Source organism: Halosimplex rarum, from assembly GCF_047715405.1.
Lineage (GTDB): Archaea > Halobacteriota > Halobacteria > Halobacteriales > Haloarculaceae > Halosimplex > Halosimplex rarum.
In genome coordinates this window covers 3,130,747-3,148,750 of record NZ_CP180412.1, presented here as the reverse complement: position 1 = coordinate 3,148,750, position 18,004 = coordinate 3,130,747, and the positions used below count along the sequence as shown (strand labels likewise).

Below are 18,004 nucleotides of genomic sequence, written 5' to 3'. Positions count from 1 at the left end.
TCCCGCCGGAGGGCCGGCCCGCCGACGGCGGACGATTACGGCCGACCGGAAATCCCGTCTCCCCGGCGTGGAGCGGGCGCATCTGTTCGACTCCACCGGCGACCCACCCCGATCGTCTAACTAGTTTGGCGATTTTCTTTTCCGGCAAAAACCGCAGTTTCTACTAGAGTCATGCCATCACCAGGAAGCGAACAAATCTGGCTGTGGATCGGGACGCTCGGGATGTTCCTGGGCATGCTGTACTTCATCGCCCGCGGCTGGGGCGAACAGGACCAGAAGCGCCAGGAGTTCTACATCGTGACGATACTGATCACTGCGATCGCCTTCGTGAACTACCTCGCGATGGCGACCGGGTTCGGGTTGACGACGGTCGACGTCGCCGGCGAGGAGATCCCCATCTACTGGGCGCGCTACACGGACTGGCTGTTCACGACGCCGCTGTTGTTGATTGACCTTGGACTGCTGGCGCGGGCGAACCGCAATCAGCTGGCGACGCTCGTCAGTCTCGACGCGCTGATGATCGCCACCGGGGCGGTGGCGACGCTGGTCGGCGGCAACTACGTCGTGGCGGGGCTCGACGACGGCGCACGCCGGCTGATCTGGTGGGGTATCAGCACGGGCTTCCTGCTCGTCTTGCTGTATTTCCTGTTCGGGACGCTCACCGAGCAAGCACAGCAGCTCGGGAGCGACGTCGGCGCGAAGTTCGCCCAGCTACGCAACCTGATCGTCGTGGTCTGGCTGGTCTACCCGGTGTGGTGGCTGGTCGGGACCGAAGGGATGGGACTGCTCCCGTCTGTCGGCGGGAGCGTTCTCTTCGTCGAGACGGCGGGATTCATGGTGCTCGACCTGGTCGCGAAGGTCGGCTTCGGCTTCCTGCTGCTGTCGAGCCGCCGGGTCCTCGACGACGTGGCCGCAGCGTCCGGCACCGGTGCGGCCGCGACTGCCGACGACTGACGGCGAGCCCGTCCGGTCACCGCGGCCCGCCCTCGGAACCAGGGAGTATCACGGTCGAGAATCGGCCCGAATCAACTACAGGCGCGGTCCCACGAGACAGAACCGATGAGTTCGCTGACCTACGTCCAGTTCCACGCGCTGTACGTCCTGCCGGCGCTGGCGGCGCTGACCGCGACGGCCCACCGCCGCCGCGACCGCGCCGACTGGCGTGTCGTCGCCAGCGGGCTGGCGGTCGTCACGGTCCTCGCTGTGGCCTATACGTTACCCTGGGACCGCCTGCTCATCGGCATGGGCGTCTGGACCTACGGCGCCGAGACGGTCGCCGGTCGGCTCTGGGGCGTCCCCTACGAGGAGGTGCTGTTTTTCGTCCTCCAGCCCGCGCTGACGACGCTGTGGACCGTGCACGTCGTCGGCCCGGTCGTCTCGGGCGTCGAACACAGCCGGCGCGACCGCCTCGCGGGCGCCGCCGCCGGGCTGGCCGTCGGACTCGTCGGCCTCGCCCTGCTCGCGTCCCGGCCGACGACCTACCTGGGGGCGATCCTCGCGTGGGCGGGGCCGGTGCTGGCGATCCAGTGGGCCGTCGGCTGGCGGTACCTCTGGCGCGTGCGCGGCCGCGTCGCCGTCGCGGTGTTCGTCCCCTCGGCGTACCTCTGGGTCGTCGACCGCCTCGCCATCAGGGCCGGCGTCTGGACCATCTCGGAGACGTACACCACTGGACTGGCCGTCGCCGGGCTGCCGGTCGAGGAGATGGTCTTCTTCGTCGTGACGAACTGCTTCGTCGTCCAGGGGGTCGTCCTCTTCCGCTGGGTGGTCCACCGATGGCGATAGCCCGCGAGGAGAGCGCCGGGCTCCCGGCGTCCGCCCGCCGCCCGCTCCGGGTACTGGTCGTCTGGCTGCCGTGGATCCCCGTCGCTACCGCGGCGATCGCGTTCGCGCTCGGCGTCGATATTCCCCGCGAATGGCGCTACGTGCCGCTCGTCGTCAGCGTCGTCGCCTTCGGCCTCCCCCACGGCGCCGTCGACTGGGCGGCGCTCCCGCGGGCGGCGACGGGCCGGCTGGCTCCCCGCTGGCTCGCCGTCGTCGGCATCCTCTACCTCGGGCTCGGCGCCGTCTACGCGGCGGGCTGGTTCCTCGCGCCGGTCGCCGCGGCCGGCGTCTTCCTCGCGCTGACGTGGTTCCACTGGGGCCAGGGAGAACTCCACCCGCTCCGCGACGTGCTGGGTGCCGACCACCTCGACGCCCGCTGGCGACGGGCGCTGACTGTCACCGTCCGCGGCGCGCTCCCGATGGGCGTCCCACTGGTGGCGTTCCCCCGCCGGTACCGGACGGTCCTCGACTCGTTCGTCGCGCCGTTCGGCGGGACCGTCCCGGCCTGGCCCTTCGGCGCCGACGCCCGCCTCGCGCTCGCCGGCGCCCTCGTCGCGCTGACCATCGGGACGCTCGCCGCGGGATATCGAACGTCATCGAATCTGCGGTCGTGGGCGCTCGACGCCGGCGAGACCGCGCTGCTGTGGGCGTACTTCCTCGCCGTCCCGCCGGTGTTCGCGATCGGCCTGTACTTCTGTTGCTGGCACGCGCCGCGCCACGTCGCGCGCGTGCTCGCGCTGGACGACGAGTCGCTCGACGCGCTCTCGCGGGGGAGCCTCGTCGGCCCGCTCGCCCGGTTCGCCCGCGAGGCCGCCGTCCCGTCGCTGGTCGCGCTCGTCGGCTGTGCGGCGCTCTGGCGGCTGGCGCCCTCGCCCGATCTCACGCTGGAAGGGGCCGTCGCCGTGTATCTCGTCGCTATCGCGGTGCTGACGCTCCCGCACGTCGTCGTCGTGACGTGGATGGACCGGTTCGCCGGGTACTGGTGAGCGGTTCCGCGGCTCGCTCCGCTCGCCGTTCGCATTTTTCGAGGTGCTTGCTTCGCTCGCACCTCGCTGCTCGCGGTTCCCTGCGGTCACCGCTCACTCGTTCGGCGGTGCTCACTCCGTTCGCGCCGCACTACTCGCGGGTCGCTCCGCTCCCCGCTCGCATTTCCGGGCCGCTCACGATGTTCGCGGCCCGCTCCGACTGAAAACGGTTAACTGCCTACGTCGACAAACCCGGATCAAATGGCCGAGGACGTCAAACCCACTCGCAAGGAGCTCATGCAGATCGAGGAGCGCATCGAGCTCTCCGAGCGCGGGCACGACACGCTGGAGCAGAAGCGCGACGGCCTCATCATGGAGTTCATGGACATCCTGGACGAGGCCCAGGACGTCCGATCCGACCTCGACGACAAGTACGAGGAGGCCCAGAACGCGATCAACATGGCCCGCGCGCTCGACGGCGACGTAGCCGTCCGCGGTGCCGCCGCAGCACTCAAGGAACACCCCGAGATCACGACGGAGTCCAAGAGCGTCATGGGCGTCTACATCCCCCAGATCGACGCCACGAAGGTCTCCAAGAACCTCGACGAGCGCGGTTACGGCGTCCTCGGGACCAGCGCTCGCATCGACGAGGCCGCCTCGGCCTACGAGGAACTGCTCGACCAGATCATCCTCGCCGCAGAGGTCGAGACGGCGATGAAGAAGATGCTCGACGAGATCGAGACGACCAAGCGCCGCGTCAACGCCCTGGAGTTCAAGCTCCTCCCCGAACTCCGCGCCAACGAGGAGTACATCGAGCAGAAGCTCGAAGAGCAGGAGCGCGAGGAGATCTTCCGCATGAAGAAGATCAAAGACAAGAAAGAGCGCGAGGAAGCGGCCGAAGCCGAGGAAGAGGAGGACGAGGAAGAGGAACCCGTCCCGGCCGACGACTGACGTTCCTCTCACCCACCCCGCCCCTGTTCCCGTCCACGCTCCGTTCTGCGATTTCTCCCAGGTCGGCACCGTTTAGTCGCCAGCGGCGCCACCGACGGTATGGACTGTCCCGACTGCGGCGCGCCGACGCTCGCCTTTCCCGTCCCGCCGGAGTACCGCGAGTACCTGCCCGCCGATGCGACCGGCGCGGAGGTCTGCACCGGCTGCCTCGCGCTCCGTCCGGTCGACGACCCGCCAGCGGATCTCCCCGATTTCACGGCCATCAGCGACGCGATCCCCTCGAACCCGGACGCGGCGCTCCCGTTCGTCCTCCTCGTCGGACTGGTCCCCTCCCTGGCGACGAATCGCTCGGAGATCTCGGCGCTCCTGGAGCGCGTCGAGCGCGCGGGGACCGACCCGCTGCTCGCGCTCGACCGCCTCGCCGACGACCCGGCCGTCGACCCCGAGGCCGACCTGCGGACCCGTCGCCGCCAGCTCGAACAGCTGCTGTGACCCCGCGCCGTCCGGCGAATCGACGCCGAATATATTCCCATTTCGCCTCGGACCTACTCTGTTAGGTACACCGCATTTACACCCGGGGGCAATAGGAATGATTGCGGCATCGATGCCAGGTGCCGCCGCGACGACACTTAGGACCCGTCGTCGTCTCCCCCCAATCCCCCCCTAACCACCAGCACCCAATTCGCGTCGCCGGTGGTGGCCCGACGGAGGCACTCTCCCCCCCGCCTCCCGGGTACGCCGGCGACACTCTCTCTCCCGTTTCGTAGCGAACGGCTACTGGCGATTCTCCCGCGATACCGCCGGCGAACAGCCACTCGGCTGTCCAGTCAGCGACGACGAGAGCGTGCGGAGAAGTGAGCGGTCCGCCGAGTCGGATCAGACGCCAGTAGAGTACCGGAGGATGCCGGCGACGCCGCCGAACGCCGAGAGGAGCTGTTCGCCCTTCTCGAAGTCGCTGGAGACGAAGTAGGTCTCGGTGCCGCGCTGGTCGGCCAGTTCCATGAGGTGGTCGATGGCGTCCTCGCGCTCGCCCTCCATCGACTCGCCGCAGCGGTCGCAGGACCGCTCGTCGTCGAGGCTCTCGCTCTGCCCGAGGAGTTCCCGCTCGGTGTGGCCCTGGGGGCAGTCGTAGATGGCCACGTCCTGGCGGAGGTCCTCGCTGAGCAGGAGCGTCTCGACGGCGCCCATGTTGAGGTTCTCGCGGGTGGGGCCGAACCCGTAGGTCGCCAGGTCGCCGTCGTGGAGTTCGTCGAAGAAGCGCTCCATGTACTTCTTGTCCTGGAGCATCTCGTGCTCGTCGAGGACGTCCTGGGCGGCGTCGACGAGGTCGTACAGCCCAGACTCGTCCGTGTAGGAGACGTCGAACTTCCCGAGGACCATGTCGCCGAGCTCGTGGTGGAGGTAGTCGCCGTCGAGGAACTCGTCTTTCGTCGGCGAGGGGCCGCCCACGAGGATGCCGTCCATGTCGTGGCGCTCGTCGACGAAGAGATCGTCGGCCATCCCCGCGACCTCCTGGTAGAAGTTGTCGATCGCTTCCAGGCGCAGGCGGGCGAATCGCTGGGCGGACTGGCCACCTTTGCGCTGCTTGCCGGGGACGAGCGACGAGGCGGACTTGACGGGTTCGACGCGCTTGCCGCGGAGCCAGCCGACGTTGGCTTCCCGCCGGTCGAGGACGATGAGCCCGAACAGGCCCTTGTCCGCGAGCATCTCCTCCAGCGGTTCGGTGAGGAAATCGGAGTCGCAGTGGTAGCGGAACGACTCGATGGGCTGGGGCGGGCTCTCCAGCGTTCGGGTGATCATCTCCGAGCGGCCGCCGCCGGTGTCGATGGCGCCGGAGAAGACGACCATCCCCTTCTCGGGCGGGTAGGTGTCGTAGTAGCGCAGGCGGTCTTTGATCGAGGTGAGCGCGTCCTGGACGGCGGTTCGAGTGTCCTTGGACTTGATGTTCGCCGCCTCGCTGTGCTCTTGGGTGACGTGGGCGACGACGCTGCTGACCTGACGGTCCTCGGGGATGTAGATTGAGACGAGTTGCGTTCCCGACCCGTCGTACCCCTTGAGCTCCTCGATGACCTTGCGGAACTCGTATTTCTGTTTGTCCGACTGTCCTTCTTGCTCGCTCATTGTGTCTGTGTCGGGCTGTCGGGGCTAAGTAAGTGTTGACCTGTCGGAGTGCCCGAGCGCGCAGGGCCGGCGCGGCAGGTGGTCGGTCGCCGTGGCTCCCGACCGGCGGGGGACTCGGTCGACACAGTCGAACGGGCTGTCGGCTGCAACGAACGCGCAATCGAACGGACGAACAGATTCGGCCCCATCGCCGTAGACTTCGGCCGTCCGCACGAGTGACCGTCCGACGCGCGTCAGAACGGACGGCGGGTTTATATGTGACCCGTCACTTGGACGTACACAATGGCGGGTTACGTGTGTACCGTTGCCGGCGGTAAAGGAGGGGTCGGCAAGACCACGACGGCGGTCAACGTCGCGGCGGCCATGGAACAGGACGGGTACGACGTCGTCGTCGTCGACGCGGACCTGGGGATGGCGAACCTCGGGGCGATGCTCGGCGTCGACCCGGAGACGAGCATCCACCAGATCCTCGCGGGTGGGCGCGCCGTCAGCGACGCCCTGACGGACGTCCAGGGCGGAATCACCATCGTCCCCGGCGAGCAGAGCCTCGAAGCGTTCGCCGACGCCGACCCGGCGAAGCTCAGCAAGGTGATCAAGACGCTGCGCAACGCCTACGACGTCGTCCTCATCGACACGGGCGCCGGGCTGAGCCACGAGACGACCGTCCCCCTCGGACTGGCCGACGGCGTCGTCCTCATCACCACGCCCGACGACGTGGCCGTCGGCGACGCCATCAAGACGGCCGAACTCGCCGACCGCGTCGACGGCGAGGTCATCGGCACCGTCCTCAACCGGACGACCACCGAGACGGACGTGGAGGCCATCGCCGACCGGTTCGACTCGAAACTGTTCGCCGTCGTCCCCGACGACATCGAGGCGACCGCCGAGGAGCCGCTCGTCCTCAACGCCCCAGACAGCGCGGCAGCCGAGGCCTACCGCCAGCTGACCGAGCGGCTGATCGGCGTCTTCTTCCAGGGCGTCGAGATCGACGAGGTCGAGACCGCCGTCGAGCCGAGTTGGTTCGTCGACGAAGCGGAGGAAGAGGACGACGACGATTCGGGCGGTCGGTTCGGACTGTTCGGCTGAGCGACCCATCGGACACTTATTTCACGCGGGCGGCCGAATCCGGGCGTAGAGTCGCGCACGCGGCTCTGGATTGGTCCATGGAACTCGACGAATTCGTCAGCGCGAACGCCCCCGACGAGGGCGGCGAGCGCTTCGAACTGGAGAACAGCAAGCTACTCGACATCGACGTTGACGGCACCGTCCTCACCAAGGCCGGCGCGATGGTCGCCTACGAGGGCGACCTCTCGTTCACCGGCAAGTCCTCTGCGGAAGGCGGGCTCACCGGCTTCATCAAGGAGGCGGCGACCAGCGAGGGGACGCCCGTGATGGAGGTCGAAGGGCAGGGACACGTCTACGTCGCCGACCGGGAGAAGCGGATCCAGTTGCTCCGGCTGGGTCCCGAGGAGTCCATCTCGGTCAACGGCGAGGACGTGCTCGCCTTCGAGGACCGCGTCGACTACGAGATCGGGACGATCGGCAGCATCGGCGGCGCCTCCGCCGCCGGGCTCACGAACGTCTTCCTCTCGGGGCCGGGCACGGTCGCGATCACCACCCACGGCGACCCGCTGGTGCTGGAGCCGCCGGTCCGGACCGACCCCGACGCGACCGTCGCGTGGAGCAGCAACCTCTCGCCGAGCATCAACACCGACCGGAGCCTCAGCGACGCCATCGGCCAGTCCTCCGGCGAGACCTACCAGCTCTCCTTCGAGGGATCGGAGGGGTTCGTCGTCGTCCAGCCCTACGAGGAAGGCGTCGGCCCGCAGTGACGAGCGGTCCGTAGCGGGTCGCACGACCCCGCGGCCGTCGGTGGCGGCGACCGCCACCGGACCGCGACCGCGCCGCGTCCATTCGTCATTCATATATCCGCCGCTCGAAAACCGGGAGGTATGTATCTCTCCCTGCGCGCGGAGGTCGAGGACGCCATCGCGGCGGCGCTGACCGCCCTCGACCTGCCGACCGCGGACCTGGGCATCGAGCGCCCGCCGGACGACGTCGACGCGGCCGTCGCCTCCAGCGTCGCCTTCCGGCTGGCGAACGAGGTGGGCGCGCCGCCGCCGAAGGTCGCCGCCGACGTCGCGGCCGAGATCGACCCCGCGGGTTACGATTACCTCGGACGCGTCGACACGCAGGGCCCGTACCTGAACTTCTACCCGACCGACCGGTACCTCGCCGAGACCGTCGAGCGCGGGCAGTCCGACGAGTACGGCCGCCTGCCCGACCGCGACACGTCCGTCGTCGTCGAACACACCAGCGCGAACCCGACGGGGCCGGTCCACGTCGGCCGTGCGCGCAACCCCATCGTCGGCGACGCCGTCGCGCGCGTGCTCGACTTCGCCGGCTACGACGTCGACACCCACTACTACGTCAACGACGCCGGCCGCCAGGTCGCCGTGTTCACCTGGGCCTACGAGACCTTCGACGAGGACGACCTCCCCGAGCCCGAACGCGAGAAGGCCGACTACGAACTCGTGCGCTACTACCGCAAGGGCAACGCGTTCCTCGAAGACGGCGACCCCCAGGAGGTCGAGGAGGCCGAGGCCGAGATCGAGTCGATCATGCAGGGGCTGGAGGACGACGACGAGGAGGTCTACGAGCGCGTCGCGCGCGTCGTCGACCAGGTACTCGCCGGGATGACCGAGACGCTCGACCGCCTGCCCGCAGCGTTCGACGAGTTCGTCAAGGAGAGCCGCTTCATGCGCGACGGCTCGACCGACGACGTGGTCGAGCGCCTGAAGGTCCTCGACGAGGCCGTCTACGAGGAAGACGCCTGGCAGCTCGACCTCTCCGAATTCGGCCTCGAAAAGAACCTCGTCTTCCTGCGCTCTGACGGCACGACGCTGTACACGACCCGGGACATCGCCCACCACGAGTGGAAGTTCGACAACTACGACCGGGCGGTCACCGTCATCGGTGAGGACCACCAGCTCACCTTCGAGCAACTCGATCGGACGCTCGAACTCCTCGATCACGACACCGACCAGCTCGACCAGGTGTTCTACTCGTGGGTGAACCTCCCCGGCGGCGAGGGGATGAGCACCCGCGAGGGCACCGGGATCGACCTCGACGACCTGCTCGACGAGGCCATCGACCGCGCCCGCGCCGAGGTGGAGGACCGCCTCGACGACCGCATCCGCGACGACGACCTCGACGAGGACGACATCGAGCGCATCGCCGAACAGGTCGGTACCGGCGCCGTCCGCTACGACATCGTCTCGAAGCAGCCGACCAAGTCGATCACCTTCGAGTTCGAGCGCGCGCTCGACTTCGAGGCGCAGTCGGCACCCTACGTCCAATATGTCCACGCGCGCGCCTGCGGCATCCTCGACGAGGCCGCGGGCGAGGGACTCGACCCCGCCGACTCGATCGACGCCGACCTGCTCGACACGGACGCAGAGCGCGACCTCCTGCGCACCATCGCGCGCTTCCCGGCGGTCGTCGAGGAGGCCGCCGAGGAACTCGAACCGCACCGCGTCGCCACCTACACCCGCTCCTTCGCCGAGCAGTTCAACGCCTTCTACCGCGAGTGTCCCGTCCTCACGGCCGACGACGAGGAGACCCGGCGGGCGCGCCTCGCGCTCGTCGCCGCCGCTCGCGAGACGGTCGGCAACGCCCTGCACCTGCTGGGCGTCGCCGCGCCGGACTCGATGTAAGTCGGCCCCGGTTCGATGCGGGTCGGTCCCCCGCCGTCCGGCCGCGATCAGAAACTGCCGAGCGCGATCAGGACGCCGCCGAGCGTGGCGAGCGCGAGCGCGAGAAAGACGAAGACCCACCAGCCGGGGACGGGCTCGTCGCCGGGGTTGTCGCGCGCGCTCATCGGTCGGCCCCCGACGCGTCACCGGCCCGAGCCGCGTTCGCTGTGGGTGTTGCCATCGGCAATAATTGGCGTCGAACGGACAAATAGGTGGTGGCGCGTCCGCAGACGGACGCCGTTCTCACCGCGACTGTCCGGCCGCCCCAGCAGTTCGAGTCGACCCGGCCCGGTGGTCGCCACAGTCGGTCGGAGCGGCCCGGTCGAGGGGTCGCCTCCGTCGCCGCGACAGGCAGCCGTACATAGCGATATATAGCGTTCGGCACGTCGATATAGTGGACTTAGTTACCGTCTTCCCCGCAGACGGGGTACCGACGGACAACCGACGCGGCGGGGCGGGACCGCCGGGTCCAGACTCACCATGACAGACACTACGCACGACGCCGACGCGACCGAGGAGACGACCGACGCGGAGGCGAGGGGCGGCGCGACCGGCGAGACGGTCGATGCCGCCGGAGCGGACGCGACCGGCAGGCAGCCGATCGACGGCCTGGCGCTCGACGAGGCGGTCGAACGCGTCGTCGCCCGCGAGGGCGAGCGAGACCCGGAGACCGTCCGGGCGGCCCTGGAGCACGTCGCGGAGGACGGGGTCGTCAGCGGCGCGGCCGTCGCGGACGCGCTGAAGGAGACGTCGAAACTCGTCGCCACCGCCGAGACTCGCACCGAACTCGCCGGGATCGCGCTCGACGACGCCCGCGAGGCAGCCGAACCGGTGGCGGACCTCCCGACGGTCGCCGCCCGCCTCGACCGATTCGCGGCCGAGGTGTCCGCCGTCGAGGAGCGCGCGGCCGCTCTCGGCGAAGCCGTCCAGTCCGTCGTCGACGACCGCGAGGACCCGACCGCTCGGTTCGCCGTCGCGGACGGGATCCGCCGGATCGAGTCCCGCTCGCGGACCGTTCAGCGGACCGCCGACGACCTCCAGTTCGACCTCGAGGACTTCGAGCGCTGGCTCGACAGCCACGAGGTGCGCGTCCGCGAACTCGGCGACGACGTCGACGCCCTCGACTCGTCGCTCGACGCCCTCGCGGCGGCCGTCGACGACCTGGCCGACGCGCTGGCGAACGCCGACCAGACGGCGGCCGGCCAGGCGAGCGACGGCGCGACCGAGCCCGGCACCGATTTCGGCAACACCTGGTTCGACGCGACGCTGCGCGTCCGGGTGATCGGTCTCACTGTCGCCGACCTGCGGGCCGAACTCGCCGACCTGCGGACGTGGGCCGACCGCGAGGACGTGGACGGCGCGAATGTCGGGGTCGACGGCGGACTGGAGGGCGTCGAAGCACGTCTCGACGACATCGAGGCTCGTCGGGCGGCGCTCGCCGACCGACTCGACGGTCTCGCGGAGCCGGACTGGCGCGACCGCTTCGGCGACCGCATCGACGGGTTCGAGCGTGACCTCGACGGGCTCGCCCCGCCGGTGGAGTGGGGCGCGGTGGAGCGAGCGCTGGAGGGTCGCCGGACCGAGACCGAGTCGTCGACGTAGTCGAGGACGTTCGAGCGAACAGCGGACGATCGCGGCTCAAACGTTTTCCGAACGGATCGCGGCGCGAGTGGCGACGTCGGCGACGGCGACGCCGGCGTCGGCCGTCCGCGCGAGGTGGTCGAGCGCGCGAGCGAGGGCCACGACCGCGACGGTCGACCCGTCGAAGGGAGCGGTCGCGTCGTCGAACAGCGCGCCCTCGATAGCGTCGATCCCGGTGACGGCGTCGTCGTAGCGCGCCAGCGCGTTCGTTTCGCGAAGGTCGTCTCCGTCGTCGAGGACCGCGGTTGTGGCGTCGTCCACGACGTCGCGGGCTGCCGTGGCGACCTCGCGGACGTTTTCGTCGACCGGGTCCGGGAGGGGGTCGGGGAGGCGCTCGGCGGCGCGGGCGACGCCGACGCCCCGTCGGGCGACCGTCTCCAGGTGGCGAGCGGTCGCGTGGTAGTCGAACAGCGTCGGCCGCGTCAGGCCCAGGCGGTCGATCTCTTCGAGCGAGACGAGCGAGCGCGACGCGTGGCGCGCGACCATCCTGGAGAGCCGCTCGGCCTCGTCCGCGCGCGCCCGGAGACGCTCGTGGGCCTCGGCGTCGCCGTCGACGAGCGCGTCGGTCGCCGTGCGATGGATCGACAGCGCCGTGTACTGCAGCTGGACCACCGACTGCCTGACGGAGACGTTCGCCGCGTCGAGCAGGTGCTGGACGGTGATCTCTTCGGCGGAGTCGACGAGCAGGTCGGTCCCGACGAGGTTTCGGACTACCCCCCGGGCGACCCGGCACTGTTCGTCGGTGAAGGCGTCAGCGGGTTCCAGCGTCACCGTCTCGAAGCCGGTGGCGTGGGCGGCCCGGAGCGCGCGCCGGACGAGCGCGGGGTCGTCGCCGTCGATCGCGACGGTTGCGGTCCCGAGGTCGTCGACGTCCTTCTCGGCCGCGCGGAGGACGATGGAGTCGTCGATGTGCGTCGTGAGATACAGCTCCATCCCCGCTTCGAGGCGGTGTTCGTTCGCCCAGTCTTTGGGGATCGACACCGTGTACGTCCCGCCGCCGACCTGCTGGAGTTTGCGCGTGTGCATCAGTCGAACACCCGTCGGTCGTGTTGGATCATCAGTAGAGCAGCTCCGGATCGCTTTCGAGCATGTACAGCGTCCGCGCGGCCACGTTGACGGCGTGGTCGCCCACGCGTTCCAGGTCGCGGATCGTCAGCAGGACGCGCGAGACGTCGTCGAGGACGCGCTCGACCGCCCAGGAGTCGTCGCCGGCCTCCCGTTCGAGGAGGTCGCGGACGACCCGCTCGCTCGCGCGCTGGCAGAGCGCGTCGAGGTCGTCGTCGCGCTCGGCCACCGCGTGGCAGGCCGCGGCGTCTTCGCGCTCGTAGGCCGCGAGGGCGGCTTCGAGCTGGTCGCACGCGTCGGCGCCGATGGTCTGGACGTCCACCTCGTCGGCTCCGCGCTCGGCGGACAGCGAGTACCGCGCGAGGTTGGTCGCGAGGTCGCCGACCCGCTCCAGATCGGTGAGGATCTTGAACGAGGCGGCGACAAAGCGCAGGTCGGAGGCGACGGGCTGCTGGAGGGCAAGGAGGTCGACGCAGTCGCCCTCCAGGGCGAGATAGCGGTCGTTGATCTCGTCGTCGTCGTCGATGACGTCGCGGGCGATCGTCTCGTCGCCGCTCTCGAGGGCGGTCAGCCCGTCTTCGAGCTGGCCGACCGCGTCCGCGCCGAGATCGAGCACGGCGGCGCGCAGGTCCGACAGGTCCGTCTGGTAGCCATCGCGCGTCACTGGACTCACCCGAACTTGCCGGTGATGTAGTCCTCGACGCGCTGGCTCTCGGGGTTCTCGAAGATCGTCTCGGTGTCGTCGTACTCGACGAGCTCGCCGCCGGTGAGGAACACGGCGGTCTGGTCGGAGATGCGCGCGGCCTGCTGCATGTTGTGCGTGACGACGACGACCGTGTAGTCCTCGGCCAGATCCTCGATGAGGTCCTCGATCTTCGAGGTGGCCACGGGGTCCAGCGCGGAGGCCGGTTCGTCCATCAGGATGACGTCGGGGTCGACCGCGAGACAGCGGGCGATGCAGAGCCGCTGTTGCTGGCCGCCCGACAGCCCCAGGGCGTTGTCGTCCAGTCGGTCCTTGACCTCGTCCCACAGCGCGGCCCGCTCGAGCGCGTCGGCGACGAGCCGCTCCTCGCGGCCGGGCTCGGCGCGGCCGGTCAGCCGCGCGAGCAGTCCCGTCTCGACGTCGCCGTGCTTGCGCGGGCCGTAGGCGATGTTCTCCCGGATGGACTTCGGAAAGGGGTTGGGCGCCTGGAACACCATGCCGACGCGCTTGCGCAGCTCGACGAGGTCAGTGCTGTCCTGGTAGACGTCCTCGCCGTCGAGTTCGACCGAACCCTCGATGCGGGCGGCGTTGATCCGGTCGTTCATTCGGTTGAGACACCGAAGGAACGTGGACTTCCCGCAGCCCGACGGGCCGATGAGCGCCGTCACGCTCTCTTTCGGGATGTCCATCGAGACGCCCTTCAGCGCGTGGTCGTTTCCGTAGTGGACGTTCAGGTCCTCGACGGACAGCTTGGGATCGCCGGCGAAGGAGTAGTCGGTCCACTCCGCGCGGCCCTCCTCCCGGCTCTCGCCGGCTGTCGTGGTGAGGCCGCGGTCGTCGGTGCTGTTCCCCTCGTTCGGCGTAGTGGTGTTCGGTTGACTCATTGGTGGAGTTTGCTGCGGAAGTAGTAGCGCGTCGCGATGCCGATGGCGTAGAACGAGAGCACGACGAGCAGGAGTGTCAACGCGACGCCCCAGGCGAACTGTTCGGGGTTGGGCACGCCGCCGAGTCCGGCGGTGATCAGCGCGAAGAGCTGGTAGGGCAGCGCGCTGCTGGCGTCGAGCAGAGCCGGGTTCGAGACGAACGGCGGGGACGCGCTCAGTTGGAAGCTCCCCAGCACTGCTGCGGCCCTCCCCTTCCCGGGCAGGACGCCGCCGCCGGTCGTGAGCAGGATGGGTGCCGTCTCGCCCGCGATCCGTCCGACGCCGAGAATGACGCCCGTGGTGACGCCCGGGATCGCGGCCGGGAGGACGACGCTGCGTATCGTCTGCCACCTGGAGACGCCGAGCGCGGCGCTCGCGTCGCGGTACTCGTCGGGCACGGCCAGCAGCGCCTCGCGGCTCGTGATGAGCACGAGCGGCAGGAGCATGAACCCGAGCGTCAGCTGGCCGGCGACGATCGACTTCTGGTTCCCGAACCGGGGGATGAGGAAGGCCGCCCCGAAGAGGCCGAACACGATGCTCGGCGTGCTCCAGAGGCCGTTGGTCGCCACCTCGACGACCTGCGTGAACCGGCCCTCCTCGGCGTACTCGGCGAGGAAGACGGCCGCCCCGACGCCCGTGGGGACGGCGACGAGAACCGCGCCGACGACGAGCCAGACGGTGCCGACGATGGCCGGGAAGATCCCCTTCACGTCCGCGAGCAGTCCGGCCCCGTTCGTCAGAAACGGCCACCTGATGAGCGCGCCGTCGGTGAGCAGGCCGAAGCCGCGGAAGAGACCGGGGGCCCCCTTCAGCACGACGAACAGGATGAGTCCGACGAGCACCGCGAGGATAGCCAGGACGACGAGGTAGATGAGGACGTAGGCGCCGACGTGGCGACCGCGGGCGCCGTAGCCGCCGTACGTCTTCGCCGCCGCCCAGCCGGTCACGAGCGCGGACGTCATGACGAGGAACGGAACGACGACGTCCGCGAACAGCGTCGCGTTGAACCCGTCGAGCGGCCACGACCAGGTCGACCCGATGAACCCCGTGAGCAGCGACGCGCCTACGAGCACCGCGACGGCGCCCGCCGGGGCGGTCGATCCGATATCCTCCCGCGGGAGCGCCGTCCCGGCGAACGCGACGGCGCCGGCCGCGACCGCGGGGACGAGCCAGAGCGGCCACGACAGGCCGAGGGTCTGGGAGGCGACGAGCCCGCCACCGCAGAACCAGATACCGGTGAACGCGACCGCCGCGACGATGCCGGCGCTCTCCTGGGGCGCCGTGGCGATGTAGTCCCATCGGGAGGCGAGGCCGAACCCGATCACCGCCAGTCCGGTGAGAGTGACCAGGCCGCCGAGGACCGCCACCATCGGGATCCCGGCGACGGGGTCGGTTATGCGGACGATCTCGAGCAGGGCAGCGAGCGCGACAGCGAAGAGGGCGCCCGAGAGACCAGCCGTCGCGGCGGCCAGCCGCTCGTATCCCGTCGTCGCGTCCCTGACGAGGACGTTCCCCGGTTCCGTCGCCATCAGCTCTCACCCCCGAGCTTCCGGTCCATGCGTACCTGGATGTACTGGGAGCCGAGACTCAGGAACATGACCGTGATGAACAGGATGACTCCGGCCGCGAAGAGAGCGTGCTCGTGGATGCCGTTCGCGCTGCCGTAATCCGACGCGATGACCGAGGTCAACGTCTCGTACCCGTAGAACACGTTGTACAGTGGTTCGCTGATGCGGGGGACGTTCCGGAGCATAACCGTCGCGGCCATCGTCTCGCCGATGGCGCGACCCACGCCGAGGAGCACGGCTGCCGACACGCCGGAGAACGCCGCGGGGACGGTGATCGACGTCATCGACTGCCAGTCCGTCGCGCCGAGCGCGAGCGACCCGTTCTTCATCGAGTCGGGCACGCTCGTGAGGGCGTCTTCGGCGACGGAGACGACCGTCGGTAGCGCCATGAGGCCGACCATCGCGCCGACGAAGAGGTACGTCGCCCCGCCGTTGAGTGCGAACGCGTCGCCCGCCCAGGGGTTCACGATGGTGAACCCGATGAACCCGTAGACGATCGACGGGATCCCGGCCAGGATCTCGACGGCCGGCTTCACGAGTTCCCTGACTGTCGGGGGTGCGATCTCGCTGATGAAGAGCGCGGCCGCGACGCCGATCGGGCCCGCGACCGCGGTCGCGATGAGGGTCACGAGGACCGTGCCGTGGATCATCGGCAGGAGCGAGAACCGGACGGGGTCCGTGACGGCGTCCCAGCGCGTCTGCGTGAACATGCGGAGCCCGGGAACGGTGACGCCGAACACGGTCACCGACTCGTAGCGGAACGCCGGGATCGACTCGGCGAAGATGAACACGACGATGAGCCCGAGCGTGACGATAGTCACGGTCGTCATTCCGAACGTGAGCGCCCGTGCGAGCAACCCCTGATGTCTGAACCAGCCGTACGTCGACGCGAGGAGGGCCACGGCCAACGGCACCGCAGTCCAGGAGGCCGTGAGCAGGAAGCCCACGAACCCGAGCAGTATCGACCCCAGGACGAGGCCTACCACGGCAACCGCTTCCGGTTCCGTCTCCTCGAAGAAGCGCCGCGCTCGTGCGACCCGTCGCCCGACGGTCGCTTGCCACCTTGCCACCGATATCGGTTTGTTTGTCATGTACTGAAAGATAACTGTTCGATGTAGTCAGCGAGCGATACGAAGGGACCGGGACCGCCTCAGGCCTGGTCCGGCAGCTTGTCCTTCTCGGCCTTGATGTCCTTCGTCGGCAGCGGGATGTAGTTGACACCCTCGACGAAGATCTTCTGCCCGAACGTCGTCAGGAACATGTTGATGAACGCGGCCTCGCGCATGTCCGTCCCCTCCGGCGTGTCCTCCGAGATCTTCGTGTACATGTGGAGGTCGCGGTTGAGCGGGTACTCGGAGTCGAAGATCGTGTATTCGGCGTCCTTGTCGGGCTTGTAGACCGTGCCGTCGAAGTCGATGGCGATCGGGACGACGCTGTCGTTCGTGAACGCGAGCGCCATGTAGCCGATGGCGTTGTCGTTCTGCCCGATGACCGTCCTGACCTGCTGGTTCTGACCCTTCCGGGTGTCGACGTCCATCTTCGCCTTGGCGTCGCCGAGCATGTTGAGTCGGAACGCGGTGTCCGTCCCGGAGCCCTCGGCACGACCGACGACGAAGATCTCCTTGTCGGGGCCGCCGACTTCGCTCCAGTTGGTGATGTCTCCCTGGTAGATGCCGCGGATCTGCTCGCCGGTGAGCGTGTCGACGCCGCTGTCGTAGATCTGTTTGCTGACGACGACGGGCTGGCCGTCGCGGCCGACGACGTGGTCGACGACTTCCTCGCTGGCCTTCTCCTCCTTCCAGTCGAGCTCGGCCGTGATCGGGCCAGAGGAGTTGCCGATGTCGACCAGCTCGTCCACGACCGCCTTACAGCCGGTCCCGGAGTGGCTCAGGCCGACGTTCGTGACGAACGGGGGGTTCGAGCGCTCGTCGGTCGGCTCGAACCCGTAGAGGCTCGCGAAGTAGTCCGCGATCTTCATGTCGGGTTTCCCGAGATCCTCCCAGCCGGGGACCGTGTTCTCGTCGTTCGAGCCCCAGTACTCGCCGTCGCTCGGCGGCGCGTTGGACACCCAGTAGGAGGCGCCGGTGTTCGAGATGGGGTACACCGTCGACGACCCCTCGGCGGTCAGCAGGGACGGCTCCTCGCTGCCACTGCTCGATCCGTCGCCGGACGACCCGTCGCCGCCGTCACCGGACGACCCGTCGCTCCCGTCGCCCGACGAGCCACTGTCTTCCGAGACGTCGTCCTCGGGTTCGGGCGTGTCCGTCGACTCGTCGCCCCCGCCCGTACAGCCAGCCAGCCCCGCGGCCCCGATCGCGCCGGACGTGAGCAGGAACTTTCGCCGCGATACCCCGTCTGCCGGACGCTCCGAATCGTGCGTCATCACCTGAACGGATAGGGGAGCAAACTAAACGGGTTTATAATAGGGGTATGACGAGGTACGTCCGGCCACTGTCCCGTCCGTTCGGCACGCAGTGAGAATAGTTGGCAC

The 18,004-nt window shown here is 69.0% G+C and carries 16 protein-coding genes; 9 read left to right on the top strand and 7 right to left on the bottom strand.

Annotated features, from left to right (window positions below):
* Window positions 1-171 precede the first annotated feature (171 nt).
* From ACMGFH_RS15075 to ACMGFH_RS15055, 5 genes are all read left to right on the top strand, one after another.
* Window positions 172-954: a bacteriorhodopsin gene (locus tag ACMGFH_RS15075; RefSeq protein WP_415379268.1), complete on the top strand. Its 783-nt coding sequence runs from the start codon at window positions 172-174 to the stop codon at window positions 952-954.
* Window positions 955-1,059: 105 nt separating this feature from the next.
* Window positions 1,060-1,782 (top strand): lycopene cyclase domain-containing protein, encoded by a 723-nt coding sequence (locus tag ACMGFH_RS15070; protein WP_415379267.1) that lies wholly within the window; start codon window positions 1,060-1,062, stop codon window positions 1,780-1,782.
* Window positions 1,773-2,807, top strand: a complete 1,035-nt coding sequence (locus tag ACMGFH_RS15065; RefSeq protein ID WP_415379266.1) for a Brp/Blh family beta-carotene 15,15'-dioxygenase — start codon at window positions 1,773-1,775, stop codon at window positions 2,805-2,807. The genes ACMGFH_RS15070 and ACMGFH_RS15065 overlap by 10 nt, the downstream gene beginning before the upstream one ends.
* 240 nt (window positions 2,808-3,047) lie before the next feature.
* Entirely contained in the window at window positions 3,048-3,737 is a 690-nt protein-coding gene (locus ACMGFH_RS15060; RefSeq protein WP_415379265.1) for a V-type ATP synthase subunit D, read from the top strand.
* Between the two features lie 99 nt (window positions 3,738-3,836).
* Window positions 3,837-4,229 carry a DUF6276 family protein gene (locus tag ACMGFH_RS15055; RefSeq protein WP_415379264.1) on the top strand — a complete coding sequence of 131 codons (393 nt, stop codon included), beginning with the start codon at window positions 3,837-3,839 and terminating at the stop codon, window positions 4,227-4,229.
* A 384-nt stretch (window positions 4,230-4,613) separates the two neighbouring features.
* On the opposite strand, the gene prf1 is transcribed toward ACMGFH_RS15055, so the two are convergent.
* Window positions 4,614-5,858 carry a peptide chain release factor aRF-1 gene (prf1, locus tag ACMGFH_RS15050; protein ID WP_415379263.1) on the bottom strand — a complete coding sequence of 415 codons (1,245 nt, stop codon included), beginning with the start codon at window positions 5,856-5,858 and terminating at the stop codon, window positions 4,614-4,616.
* A gap of 282 nt (window positions 5,859-6,140) precedes the next feature.
* On the opposite strand from prf1, the gene ACMGFH_RS15045 reads away from it, so the two are divergent.
* The 4 genes from ACMGFH_RS15045 to ACMGFH_RS15030 all read left to right on the top strand — a co-directional run bounded on the left by ACMGFH_RS15045 (window position 6,141) and on the right by ACMGFH_RS15030 (window position 11,215).
* The gene (locus ACMGFH_RS15045; RefSeq protein ID WP_415379262.1) at window positions 6,141-6,944 is read left to right on the top strand and encodes a MinD/ParA family ATP-binding protein; all 804 of its coding nucleotides are present in this window, start codon (window positions 6,141-6,143) and stop codon (window positions 6,942-6,944) included.
* A gap of 77 nt (window positions 6,945-7,021) precedes the next feature.
* Window positions 7,022-7,690, top strand: a complete 669-nt coding sequence (locus tag ACMGFH_RS15040; RefSeq protein ID WP_415379261.1) for an AIM24 family protein — start codon at window positions 7,022-7,024, stop codon at window positions 7,688-7,690.
* Between the two features lie 120 nt (window positions 7,691-7,810).
* The gene (argS, locus tag ACMGFH_RS15035) at window positions 7,811-9,574 is read left to right on the top strand and encodes an arginine--tRNA ligase (RefSeq protein ID WP_415379260.1); all 1,764 of its coding nucleotides are present in this window, start codon (window positions 7,811-7,813) and stop codon (window positions 9,572-9,574) included.
* Window positions 9,575-10,093: 519 nt separating this feature from the next.
* Window positions 10,094-11,215: a halo transducer protein gene (locus ACMGFH_RS15030; RefSeq protein WP_415379259.1), complete on the top strand. Its 1,122-nt coding sequence runs from the start codon at window positions 10,094-10,096 to the stop codon at window positions 11,213-11,215.
* 36 nt (window positions 11,216-11,251) lie between these two features.
* Here the strand turns inward: ACMGFH_RS15030 and ACMGFH_RS15025 are convergent, their stop codons facing one another.
* The 6 genes from ACMGFH_RS15025 to ACMGFH_RS15000 are packed head-to-tail and all read right to left on the bottom strand — an operon-like array spanning window position 11,252 to window position 17,896.
* Window positions 11,252-12,280, bottom strand: coding sequence for an AbrB/MazE/SpoVT family DNA-binding domain-containing protein (locus ACMGFH_RS15025; protein WP_415379258.1), 1,029 nt, complete (start codon window positions 12,278-12,280; stop codon window positions 11,252-11,254).
* Window positions 12,281-12,311: 31 nt separating this feature from the next.
* Complete coding sequence (gene phoU, locus ACMGFH_RS15020; RefSeq protein ID WP_415379257.1) at window positions 12,312-12,983, bottom strand: phosphate signaling complex protein PhoU; 672 nt, start codon at window positions 12,981-12,983, stop codon at window positions 12,312-12,314.
* A 5-nt stretch (window positions 12,984-12,988) separates the two neighbouring features.
* A complete protein-coding gene (gene pstB / locus ACMGFH_RS15015; protein WP_415379256.1) occupies window positions 12,989-13,906 on the bottom strand; it encodes a phosphate ABC transporter ATP-binding protein PstB in 918 nt (305 codons plus the stop codon).
* On the bottom strand, window positions 13,903-15,474 hold the full coding sequence (gene pstA, locus ACMGFH_RS15010) for a phosphate ABC transporter permease PstA (protein WP_415379255.1): 1,572 nt from the start codon (window positions 15,472-15,474) through the stop codon (window positions 13,903-13,905). The genes pstB and pstA overlap by 4 nt, the downstream gene beginning before the upstream one ends.
* Window positions 15,474-16,604, bottom strand: coding sequence for a phosphate ABC transporter permease subunit PstC (gene pstC / locus ACMGFH_RS15005; RefSeq protein ID WP_415379254.1), 1,131 nt, complete (start codon window positions 16,602-16,604; stop codon window positions 15,474-15,476). Before pstC ends, pstA begins: the two co-directional genes overlap by 1 nt.
* A 59-nt stretch (window positions 16,605-16,663) precedes the next feature.
* Entirely contained in the window at window positions 16,664-17,896 is a 1,233-nt protein-coding gene (locus ACMGFH_RS15000; protein ID WP_415379253.1) for a phosphate ABC transporter substrate-binding protein, read from the bottom strand.
* Window positions 17,897-18,004 lie beyond the last annotated feature (108 nt).

What these genes read in the sequence shown, in the direction of transcription:
- ACMGFH_RS15075 (WP_415379268.1), top strand. Translation starts at nt 172, where the DNA reads ATGCCATCACCAGGAAGCGAACAAATCTGGCTGTGGATCGGGACGCTC.
- ACMGFH_RS15070 (WP_415379267.1), top strand. Translation starts at nt 1,060, where the DNA reads ATGAGTTCGCTGACCTACGTCCAGTTCCACGCGCTGTACGTCCTGCCG.
- ACMGFH_RS15065 (WP_415379266.1), top strand. Translation starts at nt 1,773, where the DNA reads ATGGCGATAGCCCGCGAGGAGAGCGCCGGGCTCCCGGCGTCCGCCCGC.
- ACMGFH_RS15060 (WP_415379265.1), top strand. Translation starts at nt 3,048, where the DNA reads ATGGCCGAGGACGTCAAACCCACTCGCAAGGAGCTCATGCAGATCGAG.
- ACMGFH_RS15055 (WP_415379264.1), top strand. Translation starts at nt 3,837, where the DNA reads ATGGACTGTCCCGACTGCGGCGCGCCGACGCTCGCCTTTCCCGTCCCG.
- prf1 (WP_415379263.1), bottom strand. Translation starts at nt 5,858, where the DNA reads ATGAGCGAGCAAGAAGGACAGTCGGACAAACAGAAATACGAGTTCCGC.
- ACMGFH_RS15045 (WP_415379262.1), top strand. Translation starts at nt 6,141, where the DNA reads ATGGCGGGTTACGTGTGTACCGTTGCCGGCGGTAAAGGAGGGGTCGGC.
- ACMGFH_RS15040 (WP_415379261.1), top strand. Translation starts at nt 7,022, where the DNA reads ATGGAACTCGACGAATTCGTCAGCGCGAACGCCCCCGACGAGGGCGGC.
- argS (WP_415379260.1), top strand. Translation starts at nt 7,811, where the DNA reads ATGTATCTCTCCCTGCGCGCGGAGGTCGAGGACGCCATCGCGGCGGCG.
- ACMGFH_RS15030 (WP_415379259.1), top strand. Translation starts at nt 10,094, where the DNA reads ATGACAGACACTACGCACGACGCCGACGCGACCGAGGAGACGACCGAC.
- ACMGFH_RS15025 (WP_415379258.1), bottom strand. Translation starts at nt 12,280, where the DNA reads ATGCACACGCGCAAACTCCAGCAGGTCGGCGGCGGGACGTACACGGTG.
- pstB (WP_415379256.1), bottom strand. Translation starts at nt 13,906, where the DNA reads ATGAGTCAACCGAACACCACTACGCCGAACGAGGGGAACAGCACCGAC.
- pstA (WP_415379255.1), bottom strand. Translation starts at nt 15,474, where the DNA reads ATGGCGACGGAACCGGGGAACGTCCTCGTCAGGGACGCGACGACGGGA.
- pstC (WP_415379254.1), bottom strand. Translation starts at nt 16,604, where the DNA reads ATGACAAACAAACCGATATCGGTGGCAAGGTGGCAAGCGACCGTCGGG.
- ACMGFH_RS15000 (WP_415379253.1), bottom strand. Translation starts at nt 17,896, where the DNA reads ATGACGCACGATTCGGAGCGTCCGGCAGACGGGGTATCGCGGCGAAAG.